Source organism: Telluribacter humicola, assembly GCF_017355935.1.
GTDB lineage: Bacteria > Bacteroidota > Bacteroidia > Cytophagales > Spirosomataceae > Telluribacter > Telluribacter humicola.
Genome location: NZ_JAFIQT010000002.1, coordinates 753235 through 773595 on the forward strand (window position 1 = coordinate 753235; position 20361 = coordinate 773595).

Below are 20361 nucleotides of genomic sequence, written 5' to 3' on the forward strand. Positions count from 1 at the left end.
GCCTGCGATATAGTCGCAGGCCTGTGTTGTATTCTATGTATCAGGTACTCCCTTACAGGTTTCCTTTACGCAGTTCTTCCACAGCATGGTTGGCTGCGCGAGCGGTGATAGCCATGAAGGTCAGCGACGGGTTCTGAGTCGAGTTGGTAGTCATACAGGCACCGTCTGTCACGAACACGTTCTTCACCTGATGGATCTGATTCCACTTGTTCAGTTGTGACGTCTTGGGGTCTTTACCCATACGTACACCACCCATTTCGTGGATATCCAGACCCGGAGCCTTATCGGGCTTGTCGTGGGTCTTGATGTTGGTGAAGCCCGCCAGCGTCAGCATCTCGGTCATCTGCTGGTGGAAGTCCTTGATCATCTTCTCATCGTTATCATCGTAGCCCACATTAATATGGAGCTGAGGCAGACCGTACGGATCTTTCAGGTCTTTATCGAGCGCTACAAAGTTGGTCTCTTTCGGTATAGTTTCGCCCATCATGTGCGAGCCTACGCGCCAGTTGCCGTACTTCTGCTGCATCAGGTTTGATTTCAGGTCCTCACCGAATCCTGAGCGATCGTTGTACGTGATGCGGCTACCGCTAAATCCGGCGGCATAGCCACGGATAAAGTCAGCACTATCATCCTGCTTGAACATATTGCGGAAACGCGGAATGTAGCTACCGTTAGGGCGGATACCAGCCGTGGTCGTATCCAGGAAGCCTTCGTACTCGCCCGAGATGGTGGTCCGGAAGTTATGGAAAGCGACGAACTTACCCAGCAGACCGTTGTCGTTGCCTAACCCGTTGGGGAAGCGGCTTGATATCGAGTTCAGTAGGATCAGGTTAGAGTTTAGCGTAGAAGCATTCACAAAAATGATCTTGGCGTAGTACTCGGTCATCTCCTTGGTATTCGCGTCAATCACCCGTACACCCGTAGCTTTACCTTTCTGCTCATCGTAGATGATGGAGTGTACGACTGAGTGAGGACGCAGGGTCATGTTGCCGGTCTTCTCTGCCCATGGTAGTGTTGACGAGTTACTGCTGAAGTACCCTCCGAACGGACAACCCCGCTCGCAGATATTGCGGTGCTGACACTGACCACGTCCCTGCTTCAGGTGAATAGGCTGCGGCTTGGTCAGGTGCGCTGCACGACCTATGATAACCGGACGAGCCCCCTTGTAGTGCTTAGCCATCTCCTTAGAGAAATGTTTCTCCACACACGACTGCTCATGCGGCGGCAGGAACTCACCGTCGGGTAGTTGAGCCAGGCCATCTTTATTGCCAGATATACCCGCAAATTTCTCTACATAGCTGTACCAGGGTGCGATATCTTTATAACCAATCGGCCATTCAACCGCATAGCCATCCCGCGCAGGGCCATCGAAGTCGTACTGCGACCAACGCTGGGTACCCCGCGCCCACATCAGCGACTTACCACCTACCTGATTTCCACGAATCCAGTCGAAGGGTTTGTCCTGAATGTAAGGTTGCTCGGAGTCCTTGAGGAAGAATTGCTGCGAACCTTCGTGGAAAGCGTAGCACTTGGTGGCAATGGGATTTGCCTCCCGGACTTCGCGAGTGATCTGCCCGTTGTGCTCAAACTCCCAGGGCTGCATCATGGTAGTAGGGTAGTCGGTTACGTGGCGTACATCACGTCCACGCTCAAGTACCAGGGTTTTGAGGCCTTTGTCGCACAATTCTTTGGCTGACCAGCCTCCGCTGATGCCCGAGCCGATCACGATGGCGTCGAAGGTGCGCTCTTTTATGGAGTCTATATTGAAATAAGACATATCAAAATTCTGAATTAGGAATGCTGAATTATTTATTGGATGAATGAGCGACCACTAGGATCGATTAAATATTGATCTTCACTCATTCACTCACTGACTTATGAAGCTACTGGTACGCAGCCGTGATAGAAGCCAGGAGCCATGTTGTACTTGAGTACATTGTTCATGTAGTACTCCGAGTTGGTATAGCCCTGGATAGTCAGGTTCTTGATCATATTGACGAACTGCTTTTCCGTGGCGTCAGAAGCAGTGCTCATAGCTGTCAGTACGGATACCCGCTCTTTAGGAGTCAGTGCTGTAAATGATTTGCTGTAGGTCTTGTTCGCTGCCGCGTCGATGTTTGCCAGCCCTTTCTGTAGAATCTCCTGGGCAGAAGCCGGGTAGCAATCACTGATCATGCGTGCAGCAAACTGGTGTACTTTAAGGGATTTGGCACCCGGTGAGACTTTACCAGCGGTAGTTGTCTCCGGAATAATGGCTTCAACAATTTCAGACAGGAGCAACTCCTGATTTTCGGAAAGGGTAGTCGTACGGCCAATGGATTCGGGTGTCCAATTGGTAGCCCACGCAGGCAGACTTACCAAACCTCCCAAAGCCAGACCCATACTTTTAAGGGCTGAACGTCTTTTCATCTATTTATTAAAAATTTTTATTTACTAAGTAAAGAAAGATCTTCCATTTTCTAACGTTTTTTCGATAAAAAAGTGCGATAAAATTGGCTTTTTTTTAGTTGTGGCGACTTTTCTACGGTAAAAAGTAGCATTTAGCTATGATTGCAGTAGCCTAAAGCATCAAGAGCCGCTCCCAAGGAGCGGCTCTTGAAATGAACGTAGAACTATATACTATAAGCCGTATACCCACCCCAGATATACCACCCGGCCTATAGGGGCCGAGCCGTACGCATAGATGGCGTTGGAGTTGGTAAGATTAGTACCTCCTAATTTCAAAGTACTCTTTAATGAAGGAACACGGTACCCGAGTTGAGCGTCTACTGTTCCGAAAGAATCAATGTAGCCTTCGTCAAACGGCATGAAGAAGGTGTAGCCAGTCTGGCGGCGGTAGTTGACACCATACGTCAGTTGCTTGAACTGACCATCCAGCCCCACATTAAATTTATGCTCAGGTGTATTGAAGCCCAGAATCAACCCCTGTACATCGGCTTCGTTGATGTGTGACCAGGTATAGTTGGTATACAGGTGCAGGCTTTTAGTCAGGAAATACTCCGTCGACAGCACTACGCCCTGCGTTTTAACCTGCTGGGTGGCGTTAGCCCATACCTGAATCAGTCGTCCTCGGGTACGGTCGGTAGCAGGCTTGGCAAAGTCGCCGGTTGGAGCAGGCAGAGGAGTCCCTGTCACCGGAAGTCCGTCTTCACGTCCGTAGAAACGAAGGGTACCTATAAAGTCGCGGTAGTTAGAGCGATAGTAGCTGGCATCAACGTAAAGTCCTTTAACCAGTTGAGACTTATAGCCTAGTTCCCAGGTATTTGCCTTTTCAGGGGAGAGGTTGTTAATGCGCTGTGGTTTCAGGAAGTTGGGGTTGGGCTGGCCATTAGGTAAAGTCGAAACGGCATTCAATCCTTCATATCCATTGTCAATATTACCCTGTACCAGCAGCGAACCAAAGTCAAGGTAGATAAACTGGTCCAGCTGGGCCGGCTGGCGATACGCCTGAGCATAGCTTAGTCGGATGTTGTGCTCACGGTTCTCTCCGAGGGAGAATACACCCGAAATACGCGGAGAAAAGCGGGCTCCAAAATTGCGGAACTGATCAATGCGTCCGGCAAATGCCAGGCGCAGGCGGTCGTTGAACAGGTCCTGACGTACCTGGGCGTAGGCACCTGCTTCCCAGTTGACGATCTTGTCGCGACGTTGAACTTCGCCGGTACCGGGGTTGATCGGTGATTTATCTCCATCCGAAAACAGTGTACCCTGCGACTGTAGAATATGGGTGCGGTAAGAGGCTCCTGCTATCAGATGGGTTTTGGTGGCTAGTTGCCATTCGCGCTGTCCGCTGATGTCCCAGAAGCGGGCCGTATTGGCGAATGCCGCTCCGCGTACCGTACGGGTACCGTTGACATCGATGGTACCTACACCGCTCACAATCTGCTCGCGCATCCGGTTAAAGAGCGGACTATCCACCGGTAGTTGTACTCCTGCGGCGAGTTGCGAAGCCAGGCGCTGCGCTTCTTCGACACTTAGTCCGCCGGGGATGGCCTGAGGAAGCGCATAGGCAGAAGGCTGACCACCGTTAGGATTAGGTAGGTATACACCCGCTACTGGAGCACCCGAGGGCAGCCCGCCGGTACGGGCGGCGCTGAAAAGTTGGTTCCAGAGGGTAAAGTAGTTCTGGGCAAAGGTAGGGTAGCGGGTGCCATTGGCCTGGGTACCGGCTGCTATCGGAGCGCCCATGATCCCATTGCCCAAAGAGCTCAGGTCGTAGGCCTTGCCGCCGTAGTCGAACATGGTATAGGCGCGTACGAACCAGTCTTTGCCGCTGAGCTCGGCCCGGTGCAGGTCGTACTGCATAGCGCGTTGGGCGTAACGGCTGCTGCTCTGGAAGACTCCGTTGCTGAATGAATAACGGTACTCATAGATGGCCTTCATGCGGTCATTGATCCGCCAGTGCAGCGAAGGATTGATCCGGAAGTTACCGGCTTTGTACTGATTTCCTCCCAGGCTGAACAGGTCGCCCGGCGCATTGGCCCACAGCATTTCGGCCTCAGAATAGCCTGGAGCGTATATCCGGTAGGGTGTTCCATTATTTAACGCCGTTAATGTAGGGTTGGTAACCGTCGAACCCATATCTCCGTAACGGTTGATGGCATTCCAGCCCAGTGCGGAGCCCGTCGGGTTATTGACGGGGTCTGCTCCGGCCAGTCCACCCGAAGTAACACGTTTGATGGCCGCTTCGCTGGACGCTATAAACTCATCCGCCGTGAAGTAGTTGGCGTTTAGTTTGAAGGCCAGCCGCTCACCAAGTACCTTCGCATAGCGTACCTGTCCATCCAACAGGCTGTGACTTCCCCCCCGCACCGACACCGCCAGACCCGGTGTCTGGAAAGGATCTTTAGTATTCAGGAGGAGTACTCCGTTGATGGCATTAGATCCGTACAGGGCTGAGTTGGCTCCGTGAATAATGTCAACACTTTCCAGATCAAGCTCCGGTACGCCCATCCAGTTGCCGTAGTACAGGGAGGCCGTAGGTGAGGTCACATCCACGTAGTCGATCAGCTGCACGACGCGCTCAGCTTTGGAGCTGTTAAAGCCACGCGTACTAAAACTGGTAATCAACCAGCTCGACTGGTTCACATCTATCCCTTTATAGCGGGAGAGGCTTGAGATAAGCTCAGTACCCGGCAGGCGTTGTAGTTCAGCTCCACTGATGCGCTCAACGGTAACGGGTGTTTCCATCACCCGCTCCGCCGTACGCGAAGCCGATACAATTATTTCATTAAAGGTACCGCCGTCGCGGTGAACATCGTCACGTTGACCGCCGTCACGGTTAATACTGTCACGCTTTTGAGTAGTGTTTGGTAGAGTCTGCGCCCCTACTGGAGAGGACAAAGCCATTGCTACCCAAATAATCATTTTGTAACTTTTACGCATAGAATAAACACATGTTTCGAGCGGCGAAGTTAGGAGGTAAGCATCATTGTACCTCCAGTTTTATGAAATTGTGAAGAAAGAGCAGCAGGCTGTAAAAGAGCCACTGTGTAATTAGCTGGTGGTGAATAAGTAGTAGAAGTACCGCCCGTTCTTTATTCTGAAAGCTTTTCCAAAACAGCAAACCCTATGAAACACACTTTTATTGCACTGTCATATTTTCTAACAGCGATAACTACATCTGTATATGCCCAGGATGAGCTGTGTCAGGGACCTTATTTCAACGAGGAGCAGGGGCGTTCTTTTCTGGCAAGCCATGTTCCGCATTCTCTGGCGGAATGGCAGACCCGCTCTAAGCAGGTAAAAGACCGGGTTATTGATGGGATGGATCTGCGCACTATGCCTGCCCGACCTACCTCTGCTCCGATCATCCACAGCCGCCGGGAGATGGACGGATACACCGTAGAGAATGTAGCCTTTGAAAGTACGCCCGGTATCTATGTAACAGGCAACCTGTACCGGCCTGCTAAGAAATTAAGATCATACGCGGTGATCCTAAGCCCGCACGGTCATGGCCCTGATATGCGCTTCCATGAGCAGACCCAGAAGCGCTGCGGTACCCTGGCCCGGATGGGAGCCATTGTATTCGCTCCTGACATGATCGGGCAGGGCGACTCAAAGCAGTGTGAACACAAACTGAGCAAGGCCCTGAAGCTGCAGACCATTAACAACATCCGGACGCTGGACTTCCTGCTGTCGTTACCTGATGTGGATAAGGAGCGGGTAGCGGTAGTGGGTGAATCGGGGGGAGGTACCCAGACGTTCGTGCTCACGGCTCTGGACCCTCGGGTGAAGGTGGCAGCGCCTACAGTGATGGTATCGTCATACTTCTTTGGAGGCTGCGCCTGCGAGAGCGGCATGCCTATTCATAAGAAAGGCGACTTCCAGACCAACAACGTTGAGATAGCCGCCCTGGCCGCTCCCCGTCCGCTCCTGCTGATTTCCGACGGTGGCGACTGGACCAAGAATACCCCGGAAGTAGAGTACCCCCACATCCAGAATATCTACAGCCTCTACAACGCCAAGGACAAGGTCTCGAACGTACACCTAGCCAACGAGAAGCACGACTTCGGCCCCAACAAACGCGCAGCTATGTACCCCTTCATGGCAAAGTATCTCAAGCTGGACGAGAAGCAGGTAGACGAGAACAAGGTGCAAGTCCTGGACCGGAAAGTACTGGCGGTATTTGATGAAGCTCATCCTCGTCCGGCCAACGCGCTACAGGGAGATGAGGCGGTGCTGGGAGCATTGTAATAAAGTGATGAAGGAAAATTGTCTATCTGATGGCGTGAATCTTCCATGTTAGCCGGGGCCTAATCAGCCCACCTTTGTGATGTCAATATCGACATCACAAGGCAACCAAAAACATGGATCATCTAACCGAAACACCAGGCATCACTTTTTCAGTACCCACCCGCGACGAAGTAAGTCCCGCTAATCAGGCTATCTTCGACAATCTGCAAAGTGCTCTGGGATTCGTCCCTAATCTGTACGCCACCATTGCCTATTCTGGCAATGGCCTGGCACGGTATCTGGCGTATCAAAATACAAAAACCTCCTTATCCAACCGGGAGAAAGAAGCCATCAATCTGGTGGTGAGCCAGGTGAATGGCTGTGTGTACTGCCAAAGTGCACATACCGTCATCGGCAAGATGAACGGGTTTACCGATGAGCAGCTTCTGGATATACGCCGGGGTAAAAGCGCCAACCCCAAGCTGAACGCGCTGGTAGCTCTGGCCGCTGATGTTACAAAAAACCGGGGCTATGTATTGCCTGATCTGGTAGCCGCTTTCTTTGAGCAAGGATACACCCGTGAACACCTGGTGGACCTCATCCTTCAGATCAGCGATAAAATAGCCATGAATTATCTGCACAACCTGACCCAGGTTCCGGTAGATTTTCCCCTGGCTCCAACACTTTCTTAAATCTATTCGGTGCATCCGGCCTCTCATTGGGGCCGGATGCACCTTTCTACACTATATCATTACACATATGGCTACTGAAGTAAGATTTCCTGTTCCTCCTTTTACCGAAGAAACTGCTCTGCAAAAAGTTAAACTGGCCGAAGATGCCTGGAACTCCTGTGACCCTGAGCAGGTTTGTCTGGCCTACTCCGTTGATACGGAATGGCGCAACCGCGCGGAGTTTATAAACGGACGGGAAGAGGTTAAAAGATTTCTAAAAAGGAAGTGGGAGAAAGAACGGGACTACAAACTAAAGAAACAGTTGTGGGGTTTTCGGAATAACCGGATGGCCGTCCAGTTTGAATATGAATGGCATGATGCCGACGGGCAGTGGTACCGTAGCTATGGCAATGAGTTGTGGGAGTTTGATGAGCAGGGGCTAATGACCAAACGCTACGCCAGTATCAATGATCTACCCATTCTGGAAAATGAACAAAAGCTGCACTAATACGCTCCCTCCATGACTCACCCTACTACCTTTACGCTTATAAACAAACAGACCGGCCACCTGGCTTTCAAGTTATTTTCGTTTGATGATGGTGTCCATTTTGACCATCTGCAGCGTCTCAACTACTATTCGCTCATCTGGATAAAAGAGGGAAAGGGTACCCTTACGGCCGATTTTGCTGACTATCCGGTAAACGAGCAAATGCTCTTTGCCTTTTCACCTTATCAGCCGTTTATGCTTCAGATGGAGGGCGGAGTAAGCGGTACTGTACTCCAGTTTCATCCTGATTTTTTCTGTATCCATAAGCACCAGCAGGAAATAGCCTGCCATGGGGTGTTGTTCAACAATATCTATCAGGCGCCCTATATTTCGGTGGATGAGCAAGCCCAGCGTACATTCGAAATGGTACTTTCCCAAATCCGGGACGAGATGCAAACTCCGGCTCTGACCCACCACGACTTGTTGGTTTCGTACCTGAAGATCTTTCTGATTACAGCTACCCGTCAGAAAACAGGTCAACGGGAAGAGTCGGCGATTGAAGGGCAGGAACCTTTCATTTTAAAAAACCTAAAAAATTATATCGAAGCACATTACAAGAGTCTCCATACGGCTAGTGATTATGCCGGGCTTCTGAATATTTCGCCCAAAGCACTCGCCAAACTGGCAAAAACGCATTTCAATAAAACCCTCACGGACTTGATTGCTGAGCGTATCGTCATCGAAGCGAAGCGGGAGCTGTATCTTACCAATAAGCCTGTAAAGCAGATTGCCTGGGAACTGGGTTACGAGGATGAGTACTACTTTAGCCGCTTTTTCAAAAACAGGGCAGATGTCTCCCCCCAGCTTTACCGCGAAACCGTTGGCTTTTCAAGGGCATTAGCAGAATGAGTAGAGAATCATACAAATATAGAATGGACCTCCCTAACGAAAGGGCAGTACTTGGGTTATTCTAAAAGGCTTTTACTTTTAGACCTTCCGCAGTGTTCAATCCAGGAACAAGTATATTTGGCTAATTCAACTTAGCTATACAACGGATGAAGAAGTTCATTTTATGTCTCATCGCTTTAACGTCACTATCACTACGATCTCAGTCTCAAACAATAAGCCTGCCTGATTCTATCTATTCAGGTAAACAAGGCAGAATGCATGTGCAGGGAGTTGTGGTGGATAAAGCAAAGGGGTATGTTTACTTTTCCTTTACAGACAGGTTGGTAAAAACGGATCTATCGGGTAAGTTGATAGGCAGTGTAACCGGCTTTGTCGGACATCTTGGTGATTTGGATATTAGCGATGACGGGAAGATCTACGGTTCTTTGGAATACAAAAACGATGCAATAGGCAAGGGCATACATAAAGAGCTGGGAGTTGACACCGAGAATGAAGACGGATTTTATATTGCTATATTTGATGGATCACGGATTGTACGTCCGGACATGAATGTGGAAAAAGAAGATGTGTTACGTACAGTGTATATCCAGGAGGCTGTACATGATTATGCCGCAAAGGTGAAAGATGGTGATGAAGAAAGGCCGCATCGGTTCGCCTGTTCAGGAATTGACGGAGTGGCATTTGCTCCGGCTATCGGAAGCTCTAAGGGTACTAAGAAGTTTCTTTATGTAGCCTACGGAGTATATGGTGATACGTCAAGAACCGATAATGATAATCAGGTGATTTTAAAATACGATGTCAGTGATTGGGACCGGTATGCGCAGAAACTATCACAGGATAAGCTGCACCATTCGGGGCCGGACAAGCCATTGGAAAAATACTTTGTGAAAACAGGCAGCACTCGGTATGGCATCCAGAATCTGGCTTATGACCCATCTACCGGAAATCTTTTTGCGGCAGTGTACCAGGGATCGAAAACTCAGTTTCCTAATTATGACTTGTTTGTCATTGATGGCAAGAAGGAGCCAGTCAAAGGGTATGTAACGTCTGACAATAAAAAAGTGGAGGTGAAAACACTCTCTTTGCTGAACGCAGGTCCCAAAGATCCGGCATCAGGCATTCGGGGCTGGCATTTTAAATGGGGAGCTACCGGTCTATGTCCTTTGGGCGATGGACTATTTTATATGTCTCATAACAGCAAGGATAAAGACGGACAGCAACAGAGTACTGTCTATAAGTACAAATGGGTAGGGGATAATCAACGTGCATTTAAATTGGTGAAATAAATGCTCTGTCTAAAGTACCTCAGTAGGAGCCTACATAGAAAAAGGCGGCCCATTGGACCGCCTTTTTCTATGTAGTAATCTGGTAATTATAAGCCAAGCTCCTTAAGTACCTGAGATACTTTCTCAGCGGCTTCTTTGAACTCGATGGCTGAGTATACTTTCAGACCTGACTCGTTGATGATGCGAGCTCCTTCTTCGGCGTTAGTACCCTGCAGACGAACAATGATCGGTACAGGTATTTCACCAATTGCTTTGTAGGCTTCTACCACCCCGGCGGCTACGCGGTCGCAACGTACGATACCTCCGAAGATGTTGATTAGGATAGCTTTTACGTTAGGATCTTTCAGGATGATACGGAAACCGGCTTCTACGGTTTTGGCGTTAGCTCCACCTCCTACGTCCAGGAAGTTGGCAGGCTCACCACCCGACAGTTTGATGATATCCATGGTAGCCATCGCCAGACCCGCACCGTTTACCATACAGCCTACGTTACCGTCCAGTTTGACGTAGTTGAGGTTGCTGGCGCCTGCTTCTACTTCCAGAGGATCTTCCTCGTTGGTATCACGCATTTCGGCCAGCTCAGAGTGACGGAACAGAGCGTTGTCGTCCAGGTTTACCTTGGCATCTACCGCCAGGATCTTATTGTCAGATGTTTTCAAAACCGGGTTGATCTCGAACATCGACGAATCACTTTCAATGTATGCTTTGTAAAGAGCCGATACGAACTTCACCATCTCCTTGAAAGCATCACCTTCCAGCCCCAATGCAAAAGCAATTTTGCGGGCCTGGAAGCCCTGCAGGCCTACGGTTGGGTCAATCCACTCCTTCATAATTTTCTCGGGAGTGTGCTCAGCTACTTCTTCTATATCCATACCTCCTTCGGTAGAGGCCATGATCACGTTGCAGTTCTTGGCACGGTCAAGCAGAATAGACAGGTAGAACTCCTTGGGCTCACTGGCGCCAGGGTAGTATACGTCTTCCGCTATAAGTACTTTATTAACACGCTTCCCTTCGGGACCCGTCTGGTGTGTAACAAGTACCTTTCCCAGAATATTCTTTGAAATAGTACGTACGTCCTCAACCGATTTGGCAAGGGCTACCCCACGTTGTTCGCTACCAACTATTTTACCCTTACCGCGTCCACCCGCGTGAATCTGCGACTTTACCACGTACCATTTGGTACCGGTCTGCGAGCTAAGCTCACGGGCCACTTCTACGGCTTTATCGGGCGTATCAGCCACGACTCCTTCCTGGATACGTACGCCGTATTTCTTTAAGATGCTTTTGGCTTGGTATTCGTGAATATTCATGAGTGTTATAGTAAATTGGTATTTTCACGGCAAATTAACGAATTATTCAAAACGGCAGGTAGTTTTGCAAAGCTTTTGTCGAGAAAGCCTTTGCCGACCCATAAACAAAAGCCGGCACAACTGATTTATTAAAGGGAAACCTGATGATAACGAGCCTATAAAGAGGCGGGTCCTTCGGGTTTGACTGATAACCTAATAGGAGCACTTATACGCTTCTGATATCGCGGCGGCGATACGCTTACTATTATTTGACTATGACCTTACTCCAAGCCAACGGAATAGCCCGTAAATACGGTGAATTGCAAGTATTAAAAGGAATAGATCTGGAAATCCGGAAAGGAGAGATTGTCGCTATTGTGGGGGCTTCGGGAGCCGGTAAAAGTACTCTGCTGCATATTATAGGTACGTTGGACCGTCCGGATAAAGGTTCTGTTATGATACAGGGAACGGATGTGTCATCGCTGAATGACAAGTCGCTGGCCCTGTTCCGAAACGAGCGAATTGGCTTTGTTTTCCAGTTTCACAACCTGTTAGCTGAATTTACAGCGTTAGAAAACGTCTCTATGCCCGCATTTATAGGGGGGAAGGAGAGTGAGGATGCTATCAAAAAGCGGGCAACCGACCTATTGAAGCTTCTGGGACTACCTGACCGGATGGATCACTTACCCTCCCAATTGTCGGGTGGAGAGCAGCAGCGGGTGGCCGTAGCGAGGGCCCTGATGAATCGTCCGGCTATAGTACTGGCCGACGAACCCAGCGGTAACCTGGATTCCAAAAATGCCGAAGACCTGCACCGCCTGTTTTTCCGGCTACGCGATGAACTGGATCAGACCTTTGTCATCGTGACCCATAATGAGCACCTGGCCGAAATGGCTGACCGCCGCCTGACCATGCGGGACGGGCTCATGGAAGGGGAGATTCCCAATAATTAGAATATTGACAAACCACTTAGCGAAGTAAGCCGCTCCAGAGCCAGCATACCCAGGGCTGAGTTACCTTTCCTGTTGAGACGGGGGCTCCATACCGCTACGCTGTACTGACCAGGATGGATGGCTACAATACCTCCGCCGACCCCACTCTTACCGGGCAAGCCTACCTTGAACGAAAATTCACCGGCTTCGTCGTAAAACCCGCAGGTCTGCATGATGGCGTTGACACGCTTGGTATGGCTGCGGGATAGGATCCGCTCTCCCGTATCGACTAGTTTCCCACCGTTGGCGTACAGGAGGAAGGTACGTGACAGCTCGGCACAGCTCATCTCAGTGGAGCACATGTGGAAGTACAGGTCCAGTACGGTATCTATATCATTATCAACATTGCCGAATGACTTCATCAGGTTCAGGAGGGCCGCGTTGCGGTAGCCCCAGTCTTTTTCGGACTGCGCCACCTGGTAGTTATAATGAATATCGGCACTACCGGCCAGCTTTCTGACAAAGTGCAGGAAGTCTTTCTTAGGGTCTGACAGGTGGCTCACCAGGATATCAGCAATAACCAGGGCACCGGAGTTGATCAGTGGGTTACGGGGCTTACCGTTCTCAACTTCAAGCAGCGTCAGGGAGTTGAATGCGCTACCAGAGGGCTCAACGCCAACCCGGTCCCATACCTTGTCTCCAATCAATGAAATGGCCAGAGTCAGAGTAAGTACCTTGGTAATACTCTGCAACGAAAACTTCTCGTCGCTATCACCAATCGAGTAGCTTTCTCCATCAAGCCGGCACAGATGCATACCAAATTTAGCTGGGTCTACCTTGGCTAGTTCAGGGATGTACTGTGCCACCTGTCCCTCGGGCTCCTCCTTCGCAATGGCTTCTTGTATCTCTTCCAGTATTGATCCAAAATGTATCACATCAATATCGTCGTTAATCGGCAGGGGATTCATTGGTACTTAAAAAATGAAAATGTAATGCGCTGAACTAGCAGGAAACCTATCTGATGTAAACAGACCTAAATGAGTTCTTGGCTCCAAAAGTAGGCGAATTTTACTTTTTTGAGACTTATATACCAATAAAAAGAGCCGCCTGATTGTTCAGACGGCTCTTGCTATAAAGTATAAAGCTTAGTACTACCAGAATAGCTGTGCTTTGGCTACGGCATTGGGACGCTCCTGTATATTGAGTATCTGAAGCAACTGATTGGCCTGAGCGGGCTTGGTACCTGTCATCCGCAAAGTACCCTTTTCATCAATCACCCATACATTAAAGCGCTCGGGCTGGTAGTGTAGTTTGTGCTGAAGGTATGTACGGTCAGCTTTGCTCAGGCGGGTAGGGATTAGTACTACAACCATTTTCTCCTGATGCAGGGTTTGTATATAGGGGTGCAAGGCATCCAGTTGTTGCTTGACCAGGTGCTGCTGCTCTTCGGGAGCATAGACGATGATCAGCTTTTCATTCCATACCTGCTTTTGTTCAAGGAAGGCCGGAAGAGACGCCCGCTGTGCCATTGTACTGTTTCCTAACGCTATCAGGGCAATAACCAGGGCTGCCAGACTTTTTCGTACCATCGCTCTACGCATATCAGTATTACTATAATGTTATCTCAATATTAAATTATTGTTAAGAATAACATAAACTGGTACTAAAAGCAAATAGTTTGGGAAGAATTTTGTAAGGGAAGGTCAGAAGGGGTACAAATAAAAAAGCACGGGCCATGGCCCGTGCTTTTTGCTATGAATAGGTGCAGGATTACATCATGCCACCCATGCCACCACCGTGAGGCATAGAAGGAGCATTGCTCTCCTCAGGCTCATCAGCAATCACACACTCCGTTGTCAGCAATAAGCCAGCAATTGAAGCAGCGTTTTCTAGGGCCAGACGAGTTACTTTCTTAGGATCAATGATACCTGCTTCCAGCAAGTCCTCGAAGGTATTGTCCTTGGCATTGTAGCCATAAGAACCTGTTCCTTCTTTCACTTTCTGGATCACTACGGAGCCTTCACCGCCTGAGTTGGCAACAATGGTACGCAGAGGTGCTTCGATAGCAACCCGAATTATGTTGATACCGGTTGTCTCATCTTCGTTTCTGCCTTTCAGATCATTCAGAGAAGCAGCAGCACGAATCAGCGCTACACCACCACCAGCTACCACACCTTCTTCAACGGCGGCGCGGGTTGCGTGCAGAGCATCGTCAACGCGGTCTTTCTTTTCTTTCATTTCTACTTCGGTAGCAGCACCGATGTACAGGATAGCTACACCACCTGACAGCTTAGCCAGACGCTCCTGCAGCTTCTCACGATCGTAGTCAGATGTCGTATTCTCGATCTGAGCTTTGATCTGGTTTACACGACCCTGAATATCTTCTGAGCTACCGCTACCGTTAACGATAGTAGTGTTGTCTTTGTCGATGATCAGTTTTTCGCTGGTACCGAGGTAGTCAAGCGTAGCGTTTTCCAATTTGAAACCGCGCTCTTCGCTGATAACAGTACCACCGGTCAGGATAGCGATGTCTTCCAGCATAGCCTTACGACGATCACCAAAGCCAGGAGCTTTAACGGCAGCCACTTTCAAGGCACCACGGATCTTGTTAACTACCAGAGTAGCCAGGGCCTCACCGTCAACGTCTTCAGCGATGATCAGCAGAGGACGGCCAGTCTGAGCTACCTGCTCCAATACCGGAAGAAGTTCTTTCATAGAAGATACTTTCTTCTCAGAGATGAGAATGAAAGGACGCTCCATTTCAACTTCCATTTTCTCGGTGTTGGTTACGAAGTAAGGCGACAGGTAACCGCGGTCAAACTGCATACCTTCTACAGTCTTTACTTCGGTTTCGGTACCACGAGCTTCTTCCACTGTGATAACACCCTCTTTACCTACTTTCTCCATAGCCTGAGCGATCATCTGACCGATCTCCTCGTCATGGTTGGCAGAGATGGTAGCCACCTGGGCGATCTCTCTGGAAGTAGAGATATTTTTCTTTTGGTTTTCGAGGTCTTTTACGATAGTCGCAACAGCTTTCTCAATACCACGCTTCAGGTCCATTGGGTTGGCACCGGCGGCTACGTTCTTTACACCAATGGTGTAGATGGCCTGAGCCAGTACTGTAGCAGTAGTAGTACCATCACCAGCCTGATCAGCTGTCTTGGAAGCAACTTCTTTTACCAACTGAGCACCCATGTTCTCCATGGCGTCCTTCAGTTCAATTTCTTTAGCTACAGTCACACCATCCTTAGTAATGGTAGGTGAGCCGAATTTCTTATCAATAACTACGTTGCGACCACGGGGACCGAGAGTTACCTTCACGGCATCAGCAAGGGTGTCAACACCACGCTTAATTTTGTCGCGGGCTTCTACATCGAAAAATATCTTCTTAGACATACTTGTAAATGTTAAAAAATGTTAGTGTTTGAACTGGATAGTAACAAAAAATGCGGGAATCCCGTCAATCTTAGCCGATGATGGCATAGATGTCAGATTCACGCATAATGAGGCAGTCCTTACCGTCAACGGCAAGCTCAGTGCCGGAGTACTTTCCGTAAAGAACGGTATCACCAACTTTCACAGACATTGGCTCGTCTTTCTTACCAGGACCTACTGCGATTACAGTTCCGCGCTGTGGTTTTTCTTTGGCGGTATCAGGGATAATGATACCGAACGCTGTTTTTTCTTCGGCTGGTGCAGGTTCTACCAGAACCCGATCCGCTAAGGGTTGTACGTTCACTTGTACTTCTGTTACAGTTGACATAGGTATAAAACGTTTTTATGGTTGTCAGTAATGTATTTGACAACCTCAGTGCTACATAAGTTGTGCCAGCCGCTTTTTCTGTCATTTTTTCAGAATTAAACTGACAGTTTTGACTATTTGTGATTTTAAAAGAATAAAAGCAAGGTATAATGAACAATCGTAAAAGAACGTTTGGCGTTTATAAAAATAATGTTATATTTTCATCATTAACCTTTTCGTATGTGTTATGACAAAGCTTCATGGTGACTGGTTGACAGAAGGAATATTGGATTTCGAGTATAAAAAATATGTCTTACTGGCATACTTACAGCACGTACAGAGTCAGTTTACGGAGCACCGGTTGTTTCCGTACCTGCCAGAACTGCGGAGCCATTATGAGAGTAGCCTCCATTTTAAAGAGAAGAAAAAGAGTATAAAGTCATCATTTCCTAAAAAGCTGACAGGCGTAGACCTGAAAAAGCTCCGACTGCAGTACGAGGAAATGTATAAAGACGATGATTATCTGTCAGAATTAAACGGCATTCTGGAATTTGCCATTCCACGCTTTTCGACTGCCCTGTCAGAGGGGCAGGAGCGGTTCCAGGAGGTGGAGGCCGATCTGACCTTCGCACCCGTTGGCATCATCCCACTTCGTACCGAAGAAGGATACCTGTTTATTCACCGGTCCTCTCAGCACGAAACGGCGATATTCCGCTACCAGCTGGCCCTGTACGACTCCGGCAGGCAGCGCTATATCCATACCTTCTGGGTGGACTCCGTAACTAAGGGGATAGGTACTACCTTTGAAAACCTGAAAGTGGAGCTGGCCCGGAAGTACCGCTCACTGCCCAACCCGGCAACCTACATGGTCGAGAGCCGGCACGACTATCCGCTGCACGAGACCCTGCTGCCTGTAGCCAAGCAACTAGTGGTACGGCACCTGGGGGCAGCCTAGTCCGGCGTCTTAGCTATAAAAGCAGAAGGCCAGCCCCAATGGGCTGGCCTTCTTACTTGTTACCAGTATAGTTCGTCTTATTGCGCGCTGTCAACCGGAGCCGGAGCAGCTGGTGTAGTAGTCGCATTAGGTACAGGAGCTACGCTACCTCCGGGAAGTGTGGTGTTCTGAGCGCGGTCAACGTTGATACTGTTGATACCTTCGCCCGCCTGTGAGCCATCACCTACCAAAATATATGAAACCAGGGAGACGAGCATAATAGCGCCAGCCAGTCCCCAGGTGATCTGCTCGAGCAGATCGGTTGTTTTCTTTACACCAAACATTTGAGAAGAGCCCATTCCGCCGAATTCGCTGGAAAGACCGCCTCCTTTTGAGTTTTGTATCAACACCACGAGAATCAACAACACAGCGATAATCGCAACTAAAATTACAAGAGCCAGATACATGCGTTTACGTTAAAATAAAAAGGTGAATGATTGAAAATTATTAATATAGTACGTTGGATTTATTCTTACAGTGAGGTCTTGAAAAGCAAAGGGTTAGCTTACTTGTCCGTCATCAACTCGTTAATTTTTTCCGCAAAGTAATCCTTTTTTTCTGGGTTTTTCAAAACAAGTTTCTGGTATACGTCGATAGCCTTGTCAATTTTGCCCTGTCGTACCAGAATCTTCGCCATTGATTCGGTGGCCAGACAGTCCAGAGTAGCTGCCTGTGTGCGGGTTGTCAGATCTTCCGGTTCGGTTTTATCTTCCAGATTTATTCGAATAGGTCCAATACGGGGGTCATTCTGAATAAATCGTTCGATCAGTTCCTGCTGCTGACGGCGGCTATTATCACGTGGTTCGGCTGAGGGCAGGAGTTCAATCGTCGGCAGTGGAGCTACTTTCAGCCGCTTGTAGGTTAGTTCGTCTTCAATGACCTTCTCAGTGACTACGGTATCGTCCACCGGAAGTGGTGTTATCGCGGCTGCCTGGCTCTCTTTGTCGGTAGTAGCGTCGGCAGTAGAGTTAAAACGATCTTCGAAGCGAATGAGGGATATAGGTTTTTCCAGCCCATACGGAGCGGCTTTATCACGAGACTCGTTCCGGCCGTAAGGCAGGTCAGACAGGCGGCCAAGCAACGACTGCGACCATTCAAATTCATTCTCCACCATTCGGCGCAAGGCGCTCCGGTTTAGCGCGTATACCGCCGCACGGGGTACTACTTCGGACAGTGAGTAGGATGATTTCTGGGAGGATGCCTTGGCCAGTAGCGCGTAGGAAATCTGGCAGTACGGGTAGGCTTTTACGGTTGCTTCCAGCCGTGCTATATCCGCAGGGCTGGTATCAGCCGGACTCATGACCCAATACGAAAAGGTTTCTCTATCTACAGTACTCATATCAAAAGGAGGCAAATGTGTCAGAAGTATTCAATGAAATTACAACAAAGACGTGCAATTTACCAATCTGCCGCCGATTTATTAAAAATATTCTGAACAATCTGATCCAGGATCGTGGGCAGTAAACGCGCCTCGTTTTGATTGAGCGTCTGACTCTGCGGGAAGTCAGCATAGAAGGTAAAAGCCTGGTCGAAGTTCTTCGTCTCATCCAGGGTATTCACGAACCGGACCTGTACCGTCACGTTCAGGCGGTTAAAGCCGGCCTGGTCGTTGGCAGTGGGGGCTACGGGTACTACATCATAGCCTGTAACGGTGCCTTCCAGCAGCAGGTCTCCTCCCGAGGGAAGCAGGGTAAGGTTGGTATTTCGCTGAAAATATTCTTTGATTTTTTCAGTTAGCAGCAGGGGCAGGTTGGATGGACCACCGGCTGTACCCATGTTAAAGTTATTAACAGTGAACGTCTTAATATCCGGAGACAGACTGGTACCCGTAAAGGAGTAAATCCCGCAGCCACTTAGCAGGGACAGGACCAGGCAGCAGGTGAGTGTGATACCCATACTGCGGTATCTATGTAATGAACGTAAAACAGGTAACTGCCTCATTGATAGGGGAGAATCTTATGTCAGGTGTTATACAACACCATTTTACTCTTCAATATTGTACTGTTTGATCTTCCGGTAAAGGGTCCGTTCAGAAATACCCAGTGCCTGAGCCGCATATTTGCGCTTATTATTATTCTTGCGCAGGGCCTTGATGATCATTTCCTTTTCTTTCTCTTCCAGCGAAAGTGATTCGTCCTCCTCGGTCTCGTGGATCACGTCCTCAATCTCACTACGGGCGTCGGAGTACCGATCCAGGTCTACCGTGCGGGGAGGGGGAGGAGAGAGCAGTCTGGGTGTTTCGACCGGTGGCGTGTTAACCAGGCTGTCTGGGGCGCTCAGGGTACTGAACAGCTCTTTGTGGTCATTCAGGATATCGCCGCCGTAATGCTCGTTCTGCAGTACTTCCCGGACCAGTTTCTTTAGCTCGTTTACATCCCGGCGCATATCAAAGAGTACCTTGTAGAGTAGTTCGCGCTCCGAAAAAGATGTCGTGCTTTCGTCTCCGGCTCCCAATGGTACCAAAGCCCGACGGCTCGAGTTCTGAACCGGATGGAGATAGCGGTGCAGGGTTTCGGCAGTAATCTGGGTGTCGTTGTTCGTTTCCAGAATGGTAATCTGTTCCGCGATGTTCTTGAGCTGACGGATATTACCCGGAAACTCGTAGGCCATCAGCATTTCCCGGGCGTCGGCAGTCAGGCGGACGGGCTTGGTACGGTAGCGCTCAGCAAAGTCGTTGGTAAATTTGCGGAATAGCATCAGTACATCTTCACCCCGCTCACGCAGGGGTGGTACAAAGATGGGTACAGTATTGAGCCGGTAGTAAAGGTCCTCCCTGAATTTGCCATTGTTTACAGCCTCGCGCAGATTTACGTTGGTAGCTGCTACTACCCGCACATCGGTCTTCATGACCTTCGACGAACCCACCCGAATATACTCTCCATTTTCGAGTACCCGTAGCAGACGAGCCTGGGTACCTACGGGCATTTCACCGATTTCATCCAGAAAAATAGTACCTCCGTTGGTGGTTTCAAAGTATCCCTTACGCGCATCCAGGGCTCCGGTAAAAGCTCCCTTTTCGTGACCAAACAACTCGGAGTCAATGGTGCCTTCGGGAATAGCTCCACAGTTGATGGCAATAAAAGGACCATGTTTGCGAGAGCTCAGGCTATGGATAATCTTGGAGAATGACTCTTTACCACTACCACTCTCCCCGGTAATAAGTACCGTGAGATCGGTGGCAGCTACCTGTATGGCTACATTGATAGCGTAATTGAGTCCCGGCGAGTTACCAATAATCCCGAACCGGTTCTTTATGGCTTGAATTTCGTTTATATTCATGTAATCATCCTTAAAGAATAGCCCGAATGGGTTATTCTGCTAGTACTTTCTCTGCTACGAATACACGTACCCAAACCTCGTGCAGGAAAGCTAT

The 20361-nt window shown here is 49.2% G+C and carries 19 protein-coding genes; 7 read left to right on the forward strand and 12 right to left on the reverse strand.

The window, feature by feature from the left end; all coding sequences use genetic code 11:
- Positions 1-52: 52 nt before the first annotated feature.
- From JUB14_RS14170 to JUB14_RS14180, 3 genes are all read right to left on the reverse strand, one after another.
- Complete coding sequence (locus JUB14_RS14170) at positions 53-1777, reverse strand: GMC oxidoreductase (protein ID WP_207506953.1); 1725 nt, start codon at positions 1775-1777, stop codon at positions 53-55.
- A 98-nt stretch (positions 1778-1875) separates the two neighbouring features.
- Positions 1876-2409 carry a gluconate 2-dehydrogenase subunit 3 family protein gene (locus tag JUB14_RS14175; protein WP_207506954.1) on the reverse strand — a complete coding sequence of 178 codons (534 nt, stop codon included), beginning with the start codon at positions 2407-2409 and terminating at the stop codon, positions 1876-1878.
- A 210-nt stretch (positions 2410-2619) separates the two neighbouring features.
- Complete coding sequence (locus JUB14_RS14180; protein WP_229367838.1) at positions 2620-5349, reverse strand: TonB-dependent receptor; 2730 nt, start codon at positions 5347-5349, stop codon at positions 2620-2622.
- A 222-nt stretch (positions 5350-5571) separates the two neighbouring features.
- On the opposite strand from JUB14_RS14180, the gene JUB14_RS14185 reads away from it, so the two are divergent.
- The 5 genes from JUB14_RS14185 to JUB14_RS14205 all read left to right on the forward strand — a co-directional run bounded on the left by JUB14_RS14185 (position 5572) and on the right by JUB14_RS14205 (position 10028).
- Positions 5572-6696 carry an alpha/beta hydrolase family protein gene (locus tag JUB14_RS14185; protein ID WP_207506956.1) on the forward strand — a complete coding sequence of 375 codons (1125 nt, stop codon included), beginning with the start codon at positions 5572-5574 and terminating at the stop codon, positions 6694-6696.
- Between the two features lie 113 nt (positions 6697-6809).
- Entirely contained in the window at positions 6810-7367 is a 558-nt protein-coding gene (locus JUB14_RS14190) for a carboxymuconolactone decarboxylase family protein (protein WP_207506957.1), read from the forward strand.
- A gap of 67 nt (positions 7368-7434) precedes the next feature.
- Positions 7435-7854: a nuclear transport factor 2 family protein gene (locus JUB14_RS14195; protein ID WP_207506958.1), complete on the forward strand. Its 420-nt coding sequence runs from the start codon at positions 7435-7437 to the stop codon at positions 7852-7854.
- A 12-nt stretch (positions 7855-7866) separates the two neighbouring features.
- On the forward strand, positions 7867-8742 hold the full coding sequence (locus tag JUB14_RS14200; protein WP_207506959.1) for a helix-turn-helix domain-containing protein: 876 nt from the start codon (positions 7867-7869) through the stop codon (positions 8740-8742).
- Positions 8743-8888: 146 nt separating this feature from the next.
- Positions 8889-10028 carry a hypothetical protein gene (locus tag JUB14_RS14205; protein WP_207506960.1) on the forward strand — a complete coding sequence of 380 codons (1140 nt, stop codon included), beginning with the start codon at positions 8889-8891 and terminating at the stop codon, positions 10026-10028.
- Between the two features lie 86 nt (positions 10029-10114).
- On the opposite strand, the gene sucC is transcribed toward JUB14_RS14205, so the two are convergent.
- Positions 10115-11338, reverse strand: a complete 1224-nt coding sequence (gene sucC, locus JUB14_RS14210) for an ADP-forming succinate--CoA ligase subunit beta (RefSeq protein ID WP_207506961.1) — start codon at positions 11336-11338, stop codon at positions 10115-10117.
- Positions 11339-11592: 254 nt separating this feature from the next.
- On the opposite strand from sucC, the gene JUB14_RS14215 reads away from it, so the two are divergent.
- Positions 11593-12270, forward strand: a complete 678-nt coding sequence (locus JUB14_RS14215; protein ID WP_207506962.1) for an ABC transporter ATP-binding protein — start codon at positions 11593-11595, stop codon at positions 12268-12270.
- Here JUB14_RS14215 and JUB14_RS14220 read toward each other — a convergent pair.
- The 4 genes from JUB14_RS14220 to JUB14_RS14235 form a co-directional block, all read right to left on the reverse strand.
- Complete coding sequence (locus JUB14_RS14220; protein WP_229367839.1) at positions 12267-13217, reverse strand: glutaminase; 951 nt, start codon at positions 13215-13217, stop codon at positions 12267-12269. The two genes, JUB14_RS14215 and JUB14_RS14220, sit on opposite strands and share 4 nt — an antisense overlap.
- A gap of 183 nt (positions 13218-13400) precedes the next feature.
- Positions 13401-13850 carry a DUF4174 domain-containing protein gene (locus JUB14_RS14225; RefSeq protein WP_207506963.1) on the reverse strand — a complete coding sequence of 150 codons (450 nt, stop codon included), beginning with the start codon at positions 13848-13850 and terminating at the stop codon, positions 13401-13403.
- Between the two features lie 169 nt (positions 13851-14019).
- Positions 14020-15648 carry a chaperonin GroEL gene (gene groL, locus JUB14_RS14230; protein ID WP_207506964.1) on the reverse strand — a complete coding sequence of 543 codons (1629 nt, stop codon included), beginning with the start codon at positions 15646-15648 and terminating at the stop codon, positions 14020-14022.
- 70 nt (positions 15649-15718) lie between these two features.
- On the reverse strand, positions 15719-16015 hold the full coding sequence (locus JUB14_RS14235) for a co-chaperone GroES (protein ID WP_207506965.1): 297 nt from the start codon (positions 16013-16015) through the stop codon (positions 15719-15721).
- 226 nt (positions 16016-16241) lie between these two features.
- On the opposite strand from JUB14_RS14235, the gene JUB14_RS14240 reads away from it, so the two are divergent.
- Positions 16242-16949 carry a hypothetical protein gene (locus tag JUB14_RS14240; RefSeq protein WP_207506966.1) on the forward strand — a complete coding sequence of 236 codons (708 nt, stop codon included), beginning with the start codon at positions 16242-16244 and terminating at the stop codon, positions 16947-16949.
- A 77-nt stretch (positions 16950-17026) separates the two neighbouring features.
- On the opposite strand, the gene secG is transcribed toward JUB14_RS14240, so the two are convergent.
- The 4 genes from secG to JUB14_RS14260 form a co-directional block, all read right to left on the reverse strand.
- Positions 17027-17395, reverse strand: a complete 369-nt coding sequence (secG, locus tag JUB14_RS14245) for a preprotein translocase subunit SecG (protein WP_207506967.1) — start codon at positions 17393-17395, stop codon at positions 17027-17029.
- Positions 17396-17493: 98 nt separating this feature from the next.
- Positions 17494-18327: a DUF8458 domain-containing protein gene (locus JUB14_RS14250; RefSeq protein WP_207506968.1), complete on the reverse strand. Its 834-nt coding sequence runs from the start codon at positions 18325-18327 to the stop codon at positions 17494-17496.
- 59 nt (positions 18328-18386) lie between these two features.
- The gene (locus JUB14_RS14255) at positions 18387-18884 is read right to left on the reverse strand and encodes an LptE family protein (RefSeq protein ID WP_229367840.1); all 498 of its coding nucleotides are present in this window, start codon (positions 18882-18884) and stop codon (positions 18387-18389) included.
- Between the two features lie 87 nt (positions 18885-18971).
- Positions 18972-20267, reverse strand: a complete 1296-nt coding sequence (locus tag JUB14_RS14260; RefSeq protein ID WP_207506970.1) for a sigma-54 interaction domain-containing protein — start codon at positions 20265-20267, stop codon at positions 18972-18974.
- Positions 20268-20361: the final 94 nt, after the last annotated feature.